At 48.1% G+C, this 13,315-nt stretch carries 13 protein-coding genes and 2 tRNA genes; 10 read left to right on the top strand and 5 right to left on the bottom strand.

Annotated elements, in window-relative coordinates; translation table 11 throughout:
• Window positions 1–12: 12 nt before the first annotated feature.
• Together BQ7117_RS07450 and upp are read right to left on the bottom strand one after the other, a co-directional pair.
• Entirely contained in the window at window positions 13–870 is an 858-nt protein-coding gene (locus BQ7117_RS07450) for a DUF5926 family protein (protein WP_073996886.1), read from the bottom strand.
• Window positions 871–938: 68 nt separating this feature from the next.
• Window positions 939–1,577: a uracil phosphoribosyltransferase gene (gene upp / locus BQ7117_RS07445; RefSeq protein ID WP_073996885.1), complete on the bottom strand. Its 639-nt coding sequence runs from the start codon at window positions 1,575–1,577 to the stop codon at window positions 939–941.
• Window positions 1,578–1,626: 49 nt separating this feature from the next.
• On the opposite strand from upp, the gene BQ7117_RS07440 reads away from it, so the two are divergent.
• The 10 genes from BQ7117_RS07440 (at window position 1,627) to BQ7117_RS07385 (ending at window position 11,391) form a co-directional block, all read left to right on the top strand.
• Complete coding sequence (locus tag BQ7117_RS07440) at window positions 1,627–2,085, top strand: nucleoside deaminase (RefSeq protein WP_237563076.1); 459 nt, start codon at window positions 1,627–1,629, stop codon at window positions 2,083–2,085.
• 67 nt (window positions 2,086–2,152) lie between these two features.
• Window positions 2,153–2,241, top strand: a tRNA-Ser gene (locus BQ7117_RS07435).
• Window positions 2,242–2,404: 163 nt separating this feature from the next.
• Window positions 2,405–3,685, top strand: coding sequence for a tyrosine-type recombinase/integrase (locus BQ7117_RS07430; protein ID WP_073996884.1), 1,281 nt, complete (start codon window positions 2,405–2,407; stop codon window positions 3,683–3,685).
• A 2-nt stretch (window positions 3,686–3,687) separates the two neighbouring features.
• On the top strand, window positions 3,688–4,314 hold the full coding sequence (locus BQ7117_RS07425; protein ID WP_073996883.1) for a hypothetical protein: 627 nt from the start codon (window positions 3,688–3,690) through the stop codon (window positions 4,312–4,314).
• A gap of 222 nt (window positions 4,315–4,536) precedes the next feature.
• Complete coding sequence (locus tag BQ7117_RS08010; protein WP_073996882.1) at window positions 4,537–4,749, top strand: helix-turn-helix domain-containing protein; 213 nt, start codon at window positions 4,537–4,539, stop codon at window positions 4,747–4,749.
• Between the two features lie 22 nt (window positions 4,750–4,771).
• Window positions 4,772–5,242: a bZIP transcription factor gene (locus BQ7117_RS07415; RefSeq protein WP_073996881.1), complete on the top strand. Its 471-nt coding sequence runs from the start codon at window positions 4,772–4,774 to the stop codon at window positions 5,240–5,242.
• A 1,171-nt stretch (window positions 5,243–6,413) separates the two neighbouring features.
• On the top strand, window positions 6,414–6,959 hold the full coding sequence (locus BQ7117_RS07405; RefSeq protein ID WP_084790023.1) for a MogA/MoaB family molybdenum cofactor biosynthesis protein: 546 nt from the start codon (window positions 6,414–6,416) through the stop codon (window positions 6,957–6,959).
• Window positions 6,960–7,352: 393 nt separating this feature from the next.
• The gene (locus BQ7117_RS07395; protein WP_073996878.1) at window positions 7,353–8,087 is read left to right on the top strand and encodes a helix-turn-helix domain-containing protein; all 735 of its coding nucleotides are present in this window, start codon (window positions 7,353–7,355) and stop codon (window positions 8,085–8,087) included.
• 51 nt (window positions 8,088–8,138) lie between these two features.
• Window positions 8,139–10,586: an HAD-IC family P-type ATPase gene (locus tag BQ7117_RS07390; RefSeq protein WP_073996877.1), complete on the top strand. Its 2,448-nt coding sequence runs from the start codon at window positions 8,139–8,141 to the stop codon at window positions 10,584–10,586.
• Window positions 10,587–11,019: 433 nt separating this feature from the next.
• Entirely contained in the window at window positions 11,020–11,391 is a 372-nt protein-coding gene (locus tag BQ7117_RS07385; RefSeq protein WP_073996876.1) for a YccF domain-containing protein, read from the top strand.
• Window positions 11,392–11,435: 44 nt separating this feature from the next.
• On the opposite strand, the gene BQ7117_RS07380 is transcribed toward BQ7117_RS07385, so the two are convergent.
• From BQ7117_RS07380 to BQ7117_RS07370, 3 genes are all read right to left on the bottom strand, one after another.
• Entirely contained in the window at window positions 11,436–12,311 is an 876-nt protein-coding gene (locus BQ7117_RS07380; RefSeq protein ID WP_073996875.1) for an electron transfer flavoprotein subunit alpha/FixB family protein, read from the bottom strand.
• On the bottom strand, window positions 12,308–13,075 hold the full coding sequence (locus BQ7117_RS07375) for an electron transfer flavoprotein subunit beta/FixA family protein (RefSeq protein ID WP_073996874.1): 768 nt from the start codon (window positions 13,073–13,075) through the stop codon (window positions 12,308–12,310). Before BQ7117_RS07375 ends, BQ7117_RS07380 begins: the two co-directional genes overlap by 4 nt.
• 115 nt (window positions 13,076–13,190) lie before the next feature.
• A tRNA-Pro gene (locus tag BQ7117_RS07370) sits at window positions 13,191–13,264 on the bottom strand.
• Window positions 13,265–13,315: the final 51 nt, after the last annotated feature.

The following is a 13,315-nucleotide window of genomic DNA, read 5'->3' as shown; positions in this document are numbered from 1 at the left end:
AGTCAGCCTTCTTTAGCGCAGAGTGATTTGCCGTGAAATAATGCCAGCTTTAGCGCGTTTTTCTGCATCGCTAAGCGGCTCATCGCTGGCTATCGCTGCGGAAAGTATCGGTGCAAAATCCTGCACTGCTTTAGCAGTTTCTTCTATATCTTGCCCAGCTGCTATCTCAAACACCGGAATCAAAAGCCCCAACGCGCGGAAAGCCCCCAAGAAACGCCCGCCTGCGAATTCTAATTGCCGTTTCTGCTGCAGGCGTGCCAATCCGGCCAATACCGCTTCTTCCTCTTCTGGGCGTACCCACCGGAGAAATTCCTTCTGCATTTTCGCCAGGTAAGCGCGCGGTACTCCCGGCACTTCTTCCATCGGCACCACGCTTTCTTTACTCTGCTGCAGTGCCATCTCTATTTCTGGTTTCTGCAATTCGGCATCAGTAAAGCAGTAGTGGAAATCATCTACAATCTCCAGTTGCCCAGGAAACTCTAAATCGAGCATTTCCGATAGTTCTATTCCCGGCGTGGGCTGCTCTGATTGCTGATAGCTAGCACCAGCTTCTAGTGTTAAACCGTGGCGCAAACGGTCAGCCAGATCCAAAGCGGCATTTCCGGATTGCATCACCGTCTGTAAAGCAATCAACAGTTTTCCATCGCTGCGGCGCATAGCGGCGGCTAGTTTCGGCAACTGCGTCACAAAGAAAAACTCTTCTTCCCCGTAGGCGCTGCTAGTTTTAGCTGGCAACATGGCGGCAGGAAGAATTTCCCGCATAGCTACTAGCTCTGCTTCTTGCGGCAAATCCGCAAAAGGGCGAGCTACGAATTTGATCCGCACCCGCTGCGGCTTTTCACTGCGGTTCCGGCGGCTTTTCTTTCCCATATTTCTCCAATTATTAGGCAGGCGCGTCAGTCCCCACTGCCGCGCCTGCAGAGTTTATTTAGGTAATTTTAATCGACTATGCCGTAGAGGCGGTCGCCTGCATCGCCCAGACCCGGCACAATAAAGCCGTGCTCATTTAAGCTCGGATCTACTGCCGCGACGATTATCTTCACATCTCCGCGATCGCCAATATGCTTTTCGAGTGTTTCGAGGCCTTCCGTAGCGGCCAAAATGCAAATCGCCGTCACATCTTTCGCTCCCCGCTCTAGTAAGTAGTCAATAGAGGCGATTAAGGTGTGGCCGGTGGCGAGCATCGGATCTAATACAAAGCACTGCCGGTCGGTTAGATCTTCCGGAAGTCGATTAGCGTAGGTGACCGCTTCTAGAGTTTCCTCATCGCGGCGCAGCCCTAAAAATCCTACTTCCGCAGTGGGCATCAAATGCGTCATACCGTCGAGCATTCCTAAACCGGCACGTAAAATCGGCACCACGATCGGGCGAGGATCCGCCAGTCGGGTGCCGGTGATAGGAGCTATAGGAGTTTCGATATCTACGGGTACCGTTTCCACGTCACGAGTAGATTCGTAAGCCAGCAAAGTAATTAGTTCTCCTACGAGCTGGCGAAATATCGTGGATGGAGTGTTTTTATCGCGTAATACAGTGAGCTTATGAGCTACGAGGGGGTGATCAATTACCTTAAGTTTCATACTTCTAATCTACCGTTTTCTAAAGTCGAAATGGTAATAGGATAAAGATGTGCAGAAAAATGAAAGCCAGTTCATGAAAAAGGCGCTTGCGCTGAGTGAAGAATCGGTAGCGAGCGGCGATGTGCCGGTAGGGGCGTTGGTAGTAGACGCCGCTGGCGAAATAATCGGCTGTGGTTTCAATACTCGGGAGCGAGATGCTGATCCGGTGGGGCATGCAGAAATAAATGCTTTACGTGCCGCAGCTGCGCGGAAAGGGAATTGGAATTTAAGTGGCTGCACTCTAGTGGTCACGCTGGAGCCTTGTACGATGTGTGCCGGAGCAATTCTCAATGCGCGTATTTCCCGCGTAATTTTCGGGGCTTGGGACGCAAAAGCGGGAGCGGCTGGTTCTATTCGAGATGTATTGCGCGATGCGCGGTTGCCGCAACAAGTCGAAGTAATCGGCGGAGTGGAAGAAAATATAGCCGCTAATCAACTCCGGCAATGGTTTGCCGAAAATTTGCGTTAAAAATTTCATTTGGGAAGCGGGGAAAAGTTAGGTAAACTTATACTCCGCACTAGGATTTACTAGTTTAGGTGACGTGTCCGAGCGGCCGAAGGTGCAGCACTCGAAATGCTGTGTGGTTAATAGCCACCGTGGGTTCAAATCCCACCGTCACCGCCAGTAGCCCTGCTGAATCGTTGATTTAGCGGGGTTTTCGCTTATATAGCAACGTTTTAAGTAATACGCTACCTTATCAGCATTAATCAGTATATACTCTAAATGTCGGGAATTTCCGACATTATTCCGACATTTTAAAAACCACACAGAAAAGAAGAGCCACATTATGCCCCGAAAAATAAAACTCCCTAAAGGAATAACGCAACAGAAATTAAAAGACGGAACAATAAAATACCGTGTACGCCTATCTGTAGAAAGTCGCGATTACCATATCGGGAACTATGACAGCGTTGCGGCCGCGAAAATAGCTCAAGATAGAGAAAAAGGCGACCTAGCGCGGGGCATATGGAAACCGCCAGCGCAACGCAAGAAAGAAAGAAAAGCGCAAGAAAAAGCCCAAGAAGAACAAAACATTACAGTAAACGAATGGGCGGAACAGTGGCTGAAAGAACAAGAAGATAAAGCAAAAGCCGGACTACTTTCACTAGCCACACCTAAGACCCGTAAATCACTCATTAAAACGAATATAGCCCCCTACATAGGTAATAAGCGGCTAATAGATGTTACAAGAGAAGATATAGAGCGGCTAGTGAAAGAAATAGATAGTAAGCCCGCGAAAAATATCAAGAATGCTCGCGGAAACGGCTCTAGCGGAAATGTTATTAGTTGTCTTAAATCGCTATTTAATGAAGCCGTAAAACGCAATATAGGCGGGCTTACTGTATCCCCCGCAGTCACGGTGAAATGTAGGCCTAGTAAGCGTGTGAAAGTACTTGCTGAAGGTGAAAACTATGCCGACGCTGTAGAAGTAGTATATATAGCTTACGCAATGCCGGAAAACTTGAAAATAGCCGTAATGCTTGCATATTGGTGCTCTTTAAGGCTCGGGGAAGTATTAGGGCTACAGCGACAAGACTTAACTAATTTAGATACCCCCGAAAATGCGCGAATAAACATAGTAAGACAATGGAATAAGAAAGCGGGCGGATTTACAACACCTAAATCAGATAGCGCTCGCAGTATAGTGATTCCCTCTAATTTAATTCCCGACTTAATAGAACATTTAGATAAATACGTAGACGATAACCCCGAAGCGTTACTATTTGCCAGAACCTCACGAAAAGAACCCGTAGCGGAAAGCACTTTTAGGCGACATTGGAATAAAGCGCGCGAAACGATAGGGAAAAATAATTTACGTTTCCACGATTTACGCGCATGTGGCTTAACACAATACGCCCAAGTTAATGCCGACCTTAAAAGTCTTTTGAACAGGGGCGGGCATAAAGATGTGGAAGTAGCTATGCGGTATCAGAGAAGCGCGAGCGCGCGCGACCGTGAACTAACTAAGGCCATGGATAAGAAGATAATTTCTTTAACCGATTTTAAGGAACAGATGGAAAAAGTGCCCGATATTAATGCACGTACACAAGGGAAAGGGGCAATTTAGAAATGAGTAAACTTATCGAATTGCCCCACTCATTGAAGCCGTTAGGGGACGTGCCAGAGTTAAAGGTTGAACAAGGCGACGACTATATTATGCACCCGTACATGGTAACGCTAGAAGCTATAGACCGTGAACTATTTAATTTTGAAGACGGCATGAAAAACGGCAATAAGGAATTTACGTTTTCAGAAGCGAAAATACAAGAACTATGTGAGAAAACAATAAGAATTAAGTGCATTTCTTGCGGGAAAATTATCGCTACTGCGGGGCGGTATAGAATACCGAAAACAGACCGAAGCATATGGGCTATAGACAGCACTCTAATTATTGGCGAGGACGGAAAACAACACCTAGAAAGAGAAGCCCTAACAAATACGGCAGAATGCGCTTACTGTGTGCAAAACATGCAATATAACGACATAGACCCTATATTCTTTCCTAGAGTGGATACAGGGAACTATTACGCGCAAGCTAGCCTAGATATAGCTATTATGGGGACACCCCGTAAAGCAGTAACTAGCCGATATGTAACCAACTATCTAACAGGCAGAATAAAATGCGGCGATGACAAAATTTTCACGCCGGAAGAAATAGCAGAAGCGTTAATTTTAGGGCGACACACCATTAAATAAAAGCCGTAAAATTTGTATTCTTTAATGCTCTGTATTATCTTGTATATCACTAGATGCGCTCTAAGATGATAGTTTTTCTATCCTAGATAAGTTTTCACTTGCGCCCTGAAAACCCTAGCAATAACAGATACGCCATAGGTGTTTTGTTTTGCTGGGGCTTTATTTGTATATAGCCACTTTCTAAACATGCAAGCACTCTAGGCATTAGTAGAAAGGGCGCAAATGAGCGCACTAAATAACTCTGCACTTTTAACCGTGCAAGAAACTGCCGAATATCTAAACTGTTCTATCCCTACCGTGTATCGCCGTATAGCAAGCGGAGAACTCAAAGCCTACAAGCTAGGGAAAAATACTCGTAGCAAACGCGCTTTAAGAATACGACGCGAAGATATAGACACCCAACTATTAGCACCCGCGAACAGTTACGCATACTAAACACAAGAAAGGAGGGGGAAAAATGGAAAATTCCAATATAGAAAGCTACAGAGATCTAGACAATGTACCGCAAAACCCACTTTTAGGAACTCGGGACAGACGCTATAGAACAAAACCCTTAGACGTGCGAATAAACACCGAAATAATAACCGACCCGAAATATCGCGGGCTAACCTCTGAAGCGTTCGCGGGCTTTGTATGGCTACTCATAACCGCCCTATCTCTACGAACAGACGGATACATTCCTAGAAAGTATTACGACATCGACGAGAACGCGAGCAAATACGTTACCGGAATACCTTACGCAATACCCGAAGTCATGGACGACTTAGAGGAAGCGGGGCTAATAGTGCGAGAATCTCACGGGCTTTATGTGTCGTGGGAATGGCAAACAACAGAAGCGGAAAGAGCAAGAAAAAGAGAAAACAACAGAACAGCCCAGCAAGCCTATAGAAACCGAAACAAAGCAAAACAAGAAGAACAAGAATCTTAATTCTTTAATTCCCTAATGTTTCGTTTTCTCTAATATGGCACTCCCCTCTCTAGCACAGCAAAGCTGTGCGGGGAGGGGAATTTTATTGAAAAAGCGGCAAAATTTAATTTCTCAACATCAAACTAGGCTAAGAATAGAAAATTAAGTTAGTAATGACGAAAAAAGGAAAGAAAACAATAAACTTAACTAGTTCTAACCCGTGTACCTGTCCTTGTCCTATCCTAGGATTACTTTCAATTACTAATTAATTACTAAGCTATTACGAATTTATTTATTGTTAAAAGAGTATCCCCCGCCTAGTAGAAAACCACACAAATACTAGACGGGGGATATTCACATGCACCGAAACAACAAGGGGAGAACGGCACTAGAGACGCTCAACATCCTATACCGCTACCCTACCACAAGAATAGCGTCAAAGTCGCTCAGAGGAGATTCTAGACCCCTTAACGGGCATATCTAGAACACATGCACGACCATAAGGCTAAAGAAAACCCGTACAGAGTCACAGCGCCTATACGCGAAGCGGTCACGGCCAACTATGCGCGGGCGTACCCTGCCCCGTGCACATAAGTTTATAGGCTAAATCGCGCGCGCGATATATGTTTAATAGTTTTATTTTGAATTTTGAAAACGTGTAAGAAAATTGTTTAACTCTGCCACGAAGTCGCTAACGCTTGCTAAATCGTTCCCGTGGTGTTCATACTGTATAACCCATTCCCATTTTCCTAACTGTTCGCTAGGGTCAGCGCTCGCGAATAGTTGGCATATCCCCATATCGTACTCGCTGCTTTGGTAAGAGACGTATACGCTACTTTCAGGCCGACCGTAATCTATTACTTGTATACTGTTCGCCCATGGTGGTAGTTGTTCCCTGATTTTGTTTTCTAAATCTTGTACACTTGTAGAAATAATTAGGCTATCGGTAAGGGTTACATGTTTGGCTTTCATTATGTTTCTTTCTATCGTTAAATAATTAAAATTCCGACAGCGTGCCGACATTTCAATTATTTAATGTGTATTTATAAAGGTCAATGGCGTATTGGTGGAAACTCCCACCGTCACCGCTGATAGCCCCGCTGAATCGTTGATTTGGCGGGGTTTGGGCAAACTACGTAGTAGGTAAATTAGAAATAGCCAAAGAGGTACAACTGCCCGAAGGGAGAGGGAAATGAGCGAAAAAACGAGCGGAAAAATTACGGCGGCGGTAATAGTAGTTTCGGATGCAAAATTCGGGGAAATAGAAGCAAAGGAATTTGGGCAGAACTCAGAGCAAAAGAATGCGATTGGCCTGCACACGGTACGTATTCTGGAAGAAGCCGGGGTAGAAGTGGTGTACAAAGCTACTTCGGGCGACGACGTGCGGGAAATATCAGAAGCGGTACAGACAGCTGCCTATAACGAAGTTGATTTGATTTTTACCACCGGTGGCACCGGCATTTCGGCGCAAGATTATACGGCGCGCGCAATGGATCCGTTGTTGCGTTTCGATATCCCCGGAATTGCGGAGCAAATTCGCCAGCGTGGTGTGGAAAGTGGCTATCCGCAGGCTATTCTCAGCCGTGGGCGCGCCGGAGTGCTGGTATCAGGGCGGCACCGCACTTTGGTGGTAAACGCCAGTGGAAATATAGCGGGAGTAGACGACGCTCTGGCTGTATTGCTTCCTATTTTGGAATATGCCGTAGAAGAAATGCGGGAAACGCCTACCGGAGAATAGGCGCCGGCTTGAAGCTTGAAGCTTCGGGCTGCAAACTGAGAGCTGAGAACTGCGGTCGGCAAGCTTCGAGTTTCGAGTTTCGAGTTTCGAGTAAAACTCGCTTTATTAAAGAGAATTTCCCCTGCTAGTTCGAAAATAAACTGTAAATTAAGTTATTTTTCGCTTTCGTAAATGAATTTTACGGATGCTTTATTTTGGTACCCAGCCGAAATTTTCACCGAAAGTCAAGGGAAAACGGCTTGAGTTGCCGCGTGTAAATTTTCTGCCACTTTCTCTTCCGGGCGCCGTAGGCCTTATGCCCGCTTATTTGGATTTTTCTAGGTATATTATTGGGATATTGGTTTTGCAATTTTACAATGCGGTATTTTGGGAAATTTTAAGGAGAATCTGAATATGTCTAGCGTGCCCCCTCCGGCAGCAGCAAATGAGATGCTCGAGACAGTCGCTCGCCTTTCCACTGCTCAGCAGGCTATGCTCTCCTATTTGGCAAATTTCACGCGCCCAATCACAATCGCAGAAATAGCAGAGCGGCAGAATTTGCACCACAATTCCGTGCGCGAAAGTATCGATTCTCTCTACGCCGCTGGGCTCGTGAGCCGCAAAAAAATTGATAGTCCTGGGCGCGGCCGCCCGTCGTGGGGGTATTTCTCTATCGCGCCACAGAATGACGTAGTAAACGGAGCCTATATTTCGCGCTTCATGAAAGCAGTGAGCGAAATGATTTCCACCTGGGATAATCCGCAGGAAAAAGCCTATGCTTTGGGGGCGGCCTGGGGAAGTACCATGCGCGGGCTGATTCATAAAGAAATAGACTACCGCGTGGATACCGGGCAGGAGTATTCCAAACTCACTCGCACTCAGCGTATGGCGGTAGTGCGTTCACTGCTCTCTGCGGCTGGGCATGCCGCCGTCATAAAAGAGGGTAGTGAAAATATCTTGCAGATGCATGCTTGCCCTTTCCTAGATACTGATGGCACTATTAATCCGCTTATCTGCGAAGTACATCGGGGGCAACTGGTGCGGTTGGTCGAAGATATGAGCGAAGAGAGCGAAAACGCAGCCCTATTTCCGTGTATCCGTTCGGGAATTTGCGAAGTACATTTACACGAGAATTCCTCTGGGGAGTAAGTTCTCTAATACTCTATGTGCTGCGGAGGTATTTTGCGGTAGATTTGTGCTGTGAGCAAGTCTGATTCCGCTGTAGATTACGCTGCTACCGGTTTGAGTACAGCGCAAGTGCGCGCGCGTGCCGCCGCCGGGAAGCGGAATGTTTTGCCACCGCGCGGAGGTAAAAGTTTTTGGAATATCGTGCGTACCAACGTCTTTACCCGCATTAACGCAATTCTCGGCGTACTTTTTTTGATGGTAATCAGCACCGGTTCTTGGATAAACTCTGCTTTCGGTCTACTTATTATCGTCAATTCGGTAATTGGTGCGGTACAAGAATTTCGGGCGCGCCGCACCCTCGCTTCGCTTTCCATAATCGGTGCGGAGCAGCCTCTCGTCGTGCGGGATGGGGAGTGCCGCCCGTGTGCGCAAGAAGATCTAGTGATTGACGATGTGATTGTGCTGCAACCAGGTAGCCAAGTGGTAGTAGATGGGCAGGTGCTGAGCGCCGACTACTTAGCGATGGACGAATCCCTCCTCACTGGGGAGAGCACGGAAGTGGAGAAAAAAGCAGGAGATGCTATCTACTCCGGTTCTTTTGTGGCGGCGGGCACCGGGCGCTATCGGGTGCAAAAAGTAGGGGCTGATTCCTATGCGGCGCGTTTGACGGCGCAAGCAGCGAAATTTTCCCTCGATAAATCTCAGCTGCAGGCGGGTATAGACAGCATTTTGAAATATATTACGTGGATTCTCATCCCCGTAGGAATCTTCACCGTAATTTCGCAAGCCGGATTTCTTGGAAACAATTGGCGGGCGCTGGTGCTCGCTATTACAGGTGCTTTAGTGCCAATGGTGCCAGAAGGTCTAGTGCTCATCACCTCTACGGCTTTCGCGCTGGGAATTATTCGCCTCGGCAAACGCAAATGCCTAGTGCAAGAGTTACCCGCTATTGAAGGTCTGGCGCGAGTCGATATAGTCTGCGCTGATAAGACGGGTACTTTAACTGCGGCAGAGCTGGAATTCGCCGAAATGGAAATTATCGGAGCTGAGCCAGCGGAAAAACTTAAATCGGAAATAGCGCAGCTAGTTTGGGCAGATCCCGCCCCAAACTCCACGATAAAAGCTCTGCAAGAGGTCTTTCCTTGCCCCGCAGAACTGTGGGAAGTGCACGGGCGCAAAGTCTTTAATTCGCGTGATAAGTGGTCGGGAGTAGTTTTTTCGGAAGCGATAGGCGGGAAATCTAATTCTGAAGTGCAGAATCCTCTGCCAGCTACTTCCACTATTGCCACTGGTCATCGCACTTTTCTCCTCGGAGCTCCCGATATTTTGGATGCGGCGGGTACCTATCGCAGCTATTGGGAGCCAGCCGCCGCCCAAGGGCTACGGGTATTACTCTTAGGTGAGAGCAGTGCAGATTTAGAGAATGAAAATTCGGTTGGCAGCGCGCTACCGCCGCTGCGCGCGCGGGCGGTGCTTATTCTGCGGCAGAAGATTCGCCCTGACGCCGCCGCGACTCTGGATTTTTTCCGCGAGCAAGGCGTGGAGATAAAAGTAATCTCTGGAGATAACGCCGTCTCCGTAGCGGCGGTAGCGCGTCGGCTCGGAATGGGAGAAGTTGCGGCGGTAGATACGCGAGAGCTTGCGCCGGATGAATTGGCCGCGAAAGTTGAGCAGAACCAGATATTTGGCCGGGTGCGCCCAGCACAGAAGCAAGAAATGGTGCGGGCGCTTCAAAAAGCGGGGCATACGGTAGCGATGACCGGCGACGGGGTGAATGACGTCTTAGCTCTGAAGGATGCTGATATCAGTATCGCCATGGGGAATGGCTCCTCAGCTGCGCGTGCCGTGGCAAAAATAGTGTTACTCGATAATCGCTTTGCTACGCTCCCGTATGTGGTGGCCGAAGGAAGAAGAGTGATCGGCAATATCGAGCGAGTGGCAAAACTTTTTTTGACGAAAACCGTCTACTCTGCCTTATTGGCAATGCTAGTGATTTTCGCCGGAGTGCCTTTTCCTTTTCAACCCATCCACGTGACTATTACCGGTTGGTTCACAATTGGTATTCCGGCTTTTATCTTGGCGCTCCCAGTTAATAATCAGCGGGCGCGCCCCGGGTTCACGCGGCGCGTACTCGCTTTTTCGTTCCCCGCCGGTGTGGCAGTGGCAAGTGCAGCTTTCTTTACCTATATCGGGGTGCGGGCGCAGCAGAGCGTCATGACTCCGCAGCTGCTTATGCAGGCTTCCACAGCAGCGTTAGCTGCACTTATTATCTCGGCCACTTGGGTGTTGGTACAAGTGGCTCGGCCGTGGCAGCTGTGGAAAGTTTTACTTATTTTATTGCCGCTGATTTTTTATTCGATTATTTTTACGTGGAGTTTTACGCAGCAAATCTTCCATTTAGATTCCACGAATTTATCTTTTATGCTGTGCGGATTAGCAGGCGGAGTAGGCGGAATAGTGCTGCTCGAACTGCTGCTCGGGGTAAAAAAGATTTGGAATAAGCGATTGAAAAATCAATAAAAAGTAAGTGTACCCTAAGTCTAGACAACTGCGTAATTAATTAATAGAATCATTATCGAGAACGCTTCCTGGGATAGCGGAGATATTTGTAGAAGTGCAAATAGAGTTTTTCTTGAATCCAGGGAAGTTTCTTCCTCATTGAATACTAAAATGAATATGCAATATTGGAATTAGTGCCTCCAATATTGTTTCCCCTGCGAGGGCGGTCGGTTTGCGTGGATGGCCGCCCTCGCTTTTTACTCTTTTTCGCCGTTTCTGCTTTTAAAATTTTCGTAAGTGATTTGCGCATAGCCCACTAATTATTTACGGCATTTACAACATTTATGCGCCGAATAATTACTTATAATTGGCTTATACGCCCGATAATTTTCTATACGCTAAATAAGCCATCTATATATACTTAAAAGGCGATAATTTCTTGAGGAGAATATTTATGCGCATGATACTAAATATAATTTGGGTAGTTTTAGGTGGCTTCTGGCTTTTCTGTGGCTATATATTAGCCGGCCTCATCAGCTTCTTATTCATAATTACGATACCGGCCGGATTGGCTAGTTTCCGTATTGCCGGCTATGTGCTCTGGCCTTTCGGGCGGCGGGTAGTAGATAAGAGCAGTGCCGGCGGAGGCAGTGCGCTGATGAATATAGTGTGGTTCTTTATTGCGGGCTGGTGGCTGGCGCTCGGGCATGTAATCACCGCCTTTGCGCAAGCAGTAACCATAATCGGACTGCCGATGGCCTGGGCAAACTTAAAACTTATTCCACTAGTCTGTTTCCCCTTTGGAAAAGAAATAGTGGCGCAGTAATCGCCGTCTTGCCGTTCTGCTTCTTAGTTCCTGCCGTCTTGCTTCTAAGCCTCTAAAGCCGCCTGCAGAGCGGGCACTACTTCGTATAAATCGCCTACAATTCCGTAATCAGCTTCGGCAAAAATAGGAGCCTGTGGATCGTCATTAATAGCCACGACGACGGCGGAATCTTGCACTCCGCCGGTGTGGTGAATCTGGCCAGAAATTCCAATCGCCATATATAAATCAGCGTGCACATTCTGCCCAGTCAGGCCGATATAGGAATCAAACCAGCCGTATCCCTCGGCCAGTGGGCGAGTAGCTCCCACCTTAGCGTCTAGAGCAGTGGCCAAAGTAGTAATCATCTCTAAATCGGCTTTTTCGCCGATACCGCGCCCTACCCCTATTACTCGAGCTGCGTCAGCTAAATTTTCGCTATTGCTGGGGCGGGCAGATTCTTTCTGAAGCGTTATTCCGGCGCGAGGGGTGAGTGCTAATTCGCTCACTTCGGCCTGGCCACCATCTGGTATCCCAGCACTTTCGAGGACTAAACCGACCGGCCCAGAGATTGCTAAAGTTTCTTCTGCACGTGCGGCAACCAGCCGGGTGGCCTGCCGCCGTGCATTATCCCAAGTGAGGGCGGAAGAAATCCACACTCCGCCTAATTTAGCAGTAGCGGCCGCTGCGAGCGTACGCTCACTGGGAAAATCTGCCGCCAGCACCGTATCGGCTCCTGCTTCTTCCAAGTAATCGCTAATTGCCGCCGCATAGCTTTCTGGAATCTCGGCTCCGGGCACGTAAAGAATTTTTGCCACTGGTGCATTGCGTAAGGAATCGAGCAGCTCGGCATTGCCGACCACCAGCAAATTAGCTTCTGTTCCCGCTTGAGCCAATAAAGTGGAAATTTCTGGCGAGCTACTTGCTATTACCCACGTGCTCATGAAAGTACTCCTTCCGCGCGCAACGCCTCCACCAATTCGGCCGCCGCATTTTCCGAATCAAATATAATCTGCTTCCGCTGCCGGCTTTCCGGTTTCCGCTTCGAAATTACTTCTGCTTTACCGCGAGCCTCTTCCAACTCTAAATCTTCTAAACTCAGTATATGTACCGGCTTTTTCCGTGCCGCCATCATATCTTTCATGCCGATCAGTGGCACCTGGGCGGCATCGGTAGTCACTGAGAGTACTGCCGGAGTGGTGATTTCGAGATCTTGAAGGGTTTCTCCTTGAATACGAGTTACTTCTAAGCCATTTGCCTGCGGAGTAATCGAGGTAACATCGGAAAATGCGGGAATCCCTAAATATCCAGCTAGTAGTGCAGGTACTGCTTTACCACCCACATCGGCAGAGGCTTCTCCGGCAATTATCACATCGACGTCGCGAATTCCTTTTATGGCAGCAGCCAATACCCGTGCATATAAATCCGGCGTAGCGTCTTCCAAAGAGTCATCTGCCACTACGAATAATTCATCTAAACCGCGTGCGGCGGCAGCCTGGAGCGCTTTTTTACTTCCAGCGCTACTCTCGCCAGCGCTCAGCCCCAGCACCTCGGCGCCAGCGGCATTCGCCAGCATTCTCCCCATCTGAATGGCTACCGGATCATATTCCGATATACTCCGCCGATTCCCCCAAGTTACTTCTCCCGCAGCAGATACTTCTGCTTCTTGCGGGTCGGGTGCCCATTTATAGATAACTACAATTTTCATCGCTTTATCCTTAATAGTTGGAGAATAAAATGCTGTGCCGCCTACTTGGCGAGATACAGATGCTCACTGCCCGGAAAATCCGGTGGCTGGCTCAGCTGGAATCCCAGCTAATCAGTCGGGGTGACGGGATTTGAACCCACGACCTCTTCGTCCCGAACGAAGCGCGCTACCAAACTGCGCCACACCCCGTTGTTTGAAGTGATGTGTTCACTAAAGCAACTGCTTAATACTATCTGAGAA

This window comes from Arcanobacterium urinimassiliense, from assembly GCF_900119495.1.
Classification (GTDB): Bacteria; Actinomycetota; Actinomycetes; order Actinomycetales; family Actinomycetaceae; genus Arcanobacterium_A; species Arcanobacterium_A urinimassiliense.
Note: the sequence above shows the minus strand (reverse complement) of the source record. Positions and strands in the feature narration are given on the sequence as shown.

Bases quoted from the DNA above. Each gene is read 5' to 3' on its own strand.
- BQ7117_RS07415 (WP_073996881.1), top strand. From the start codon at position 4,772: ATGGAAAATTCCAATATAGAAAGCTACAGAGATCTAGACAATGTACCG.
- BQ7117_RS07425 (WP_073996883.1), top strand. From the start codon at position 3,688: ATGAGTAAACTTATCGAATTGCCCCACTCATTGAAGCCGTTAGGGGAC.
- upp (WP_073996885.1), bottom strand. From the start codon at position 1,577: ATGAAACTTAAGGTAATTGATCACCCCCTCGTAGCTCATAAGCTCACT.
- BQ7117_RS07450 (WP_073996886.1), bottom strand. From the start codon at position 870: ATGGGAAAGAAAAGCCGCCGGAACCGCAGTGAAAAGCCGCAGCGGGTG.
- BQ7117_RS07395 (WP_073996878.1), top strand. From the start codon at position 7,353: ATGTCTAGCGTGCCCCCTCCGGCAGCAGCAAATGAGATGCTCGAGACA.
- BQ7117_RS08010 (WP_073996882.1), top strand. From the start codon at position 4,537: ATGAGCGCACTAAATAACTCTGCACTTTTAACCGTGCAAGAAACTGCC.
- BQ7117_RS07385 (WP_073996876.1), top strand. From the start codon at position 11,020: ATGCGCATGATACTAAATATAATTTGGGTAGTTTTAGGTGGCTTCTGG.
- BQ7117_RS07380 (WP_073996875.1), bottom strand. From the start codon at position 12,311: ATGAGCACGTGGGTAATAGCAAGTAGCTCGCCAGAAATTTCCACTTTA.
- BQ7117_RS07405 (WP_084790023.1), top strand. From the start codon at position 6,414: ATGAGCGAAAAAACGAGCGGAAAAATTACGGCGGCGGTAATAGTAGTT.
- BQ7117_RS07430 (WP_073996884.1), top strand. From the start codon at position 2,405: ATGCCCCGAAAAATAAAACTCCCTAAAGGAATAACGCAACAGAAATTA.
- BQ7117_RS07375 (WP_073996874.1), bottom strand. From the start codon at position 13,075: ATGAAAATTGTAGTTATCTATAAATGGGCACCCGACCCGCAAGAAGCA.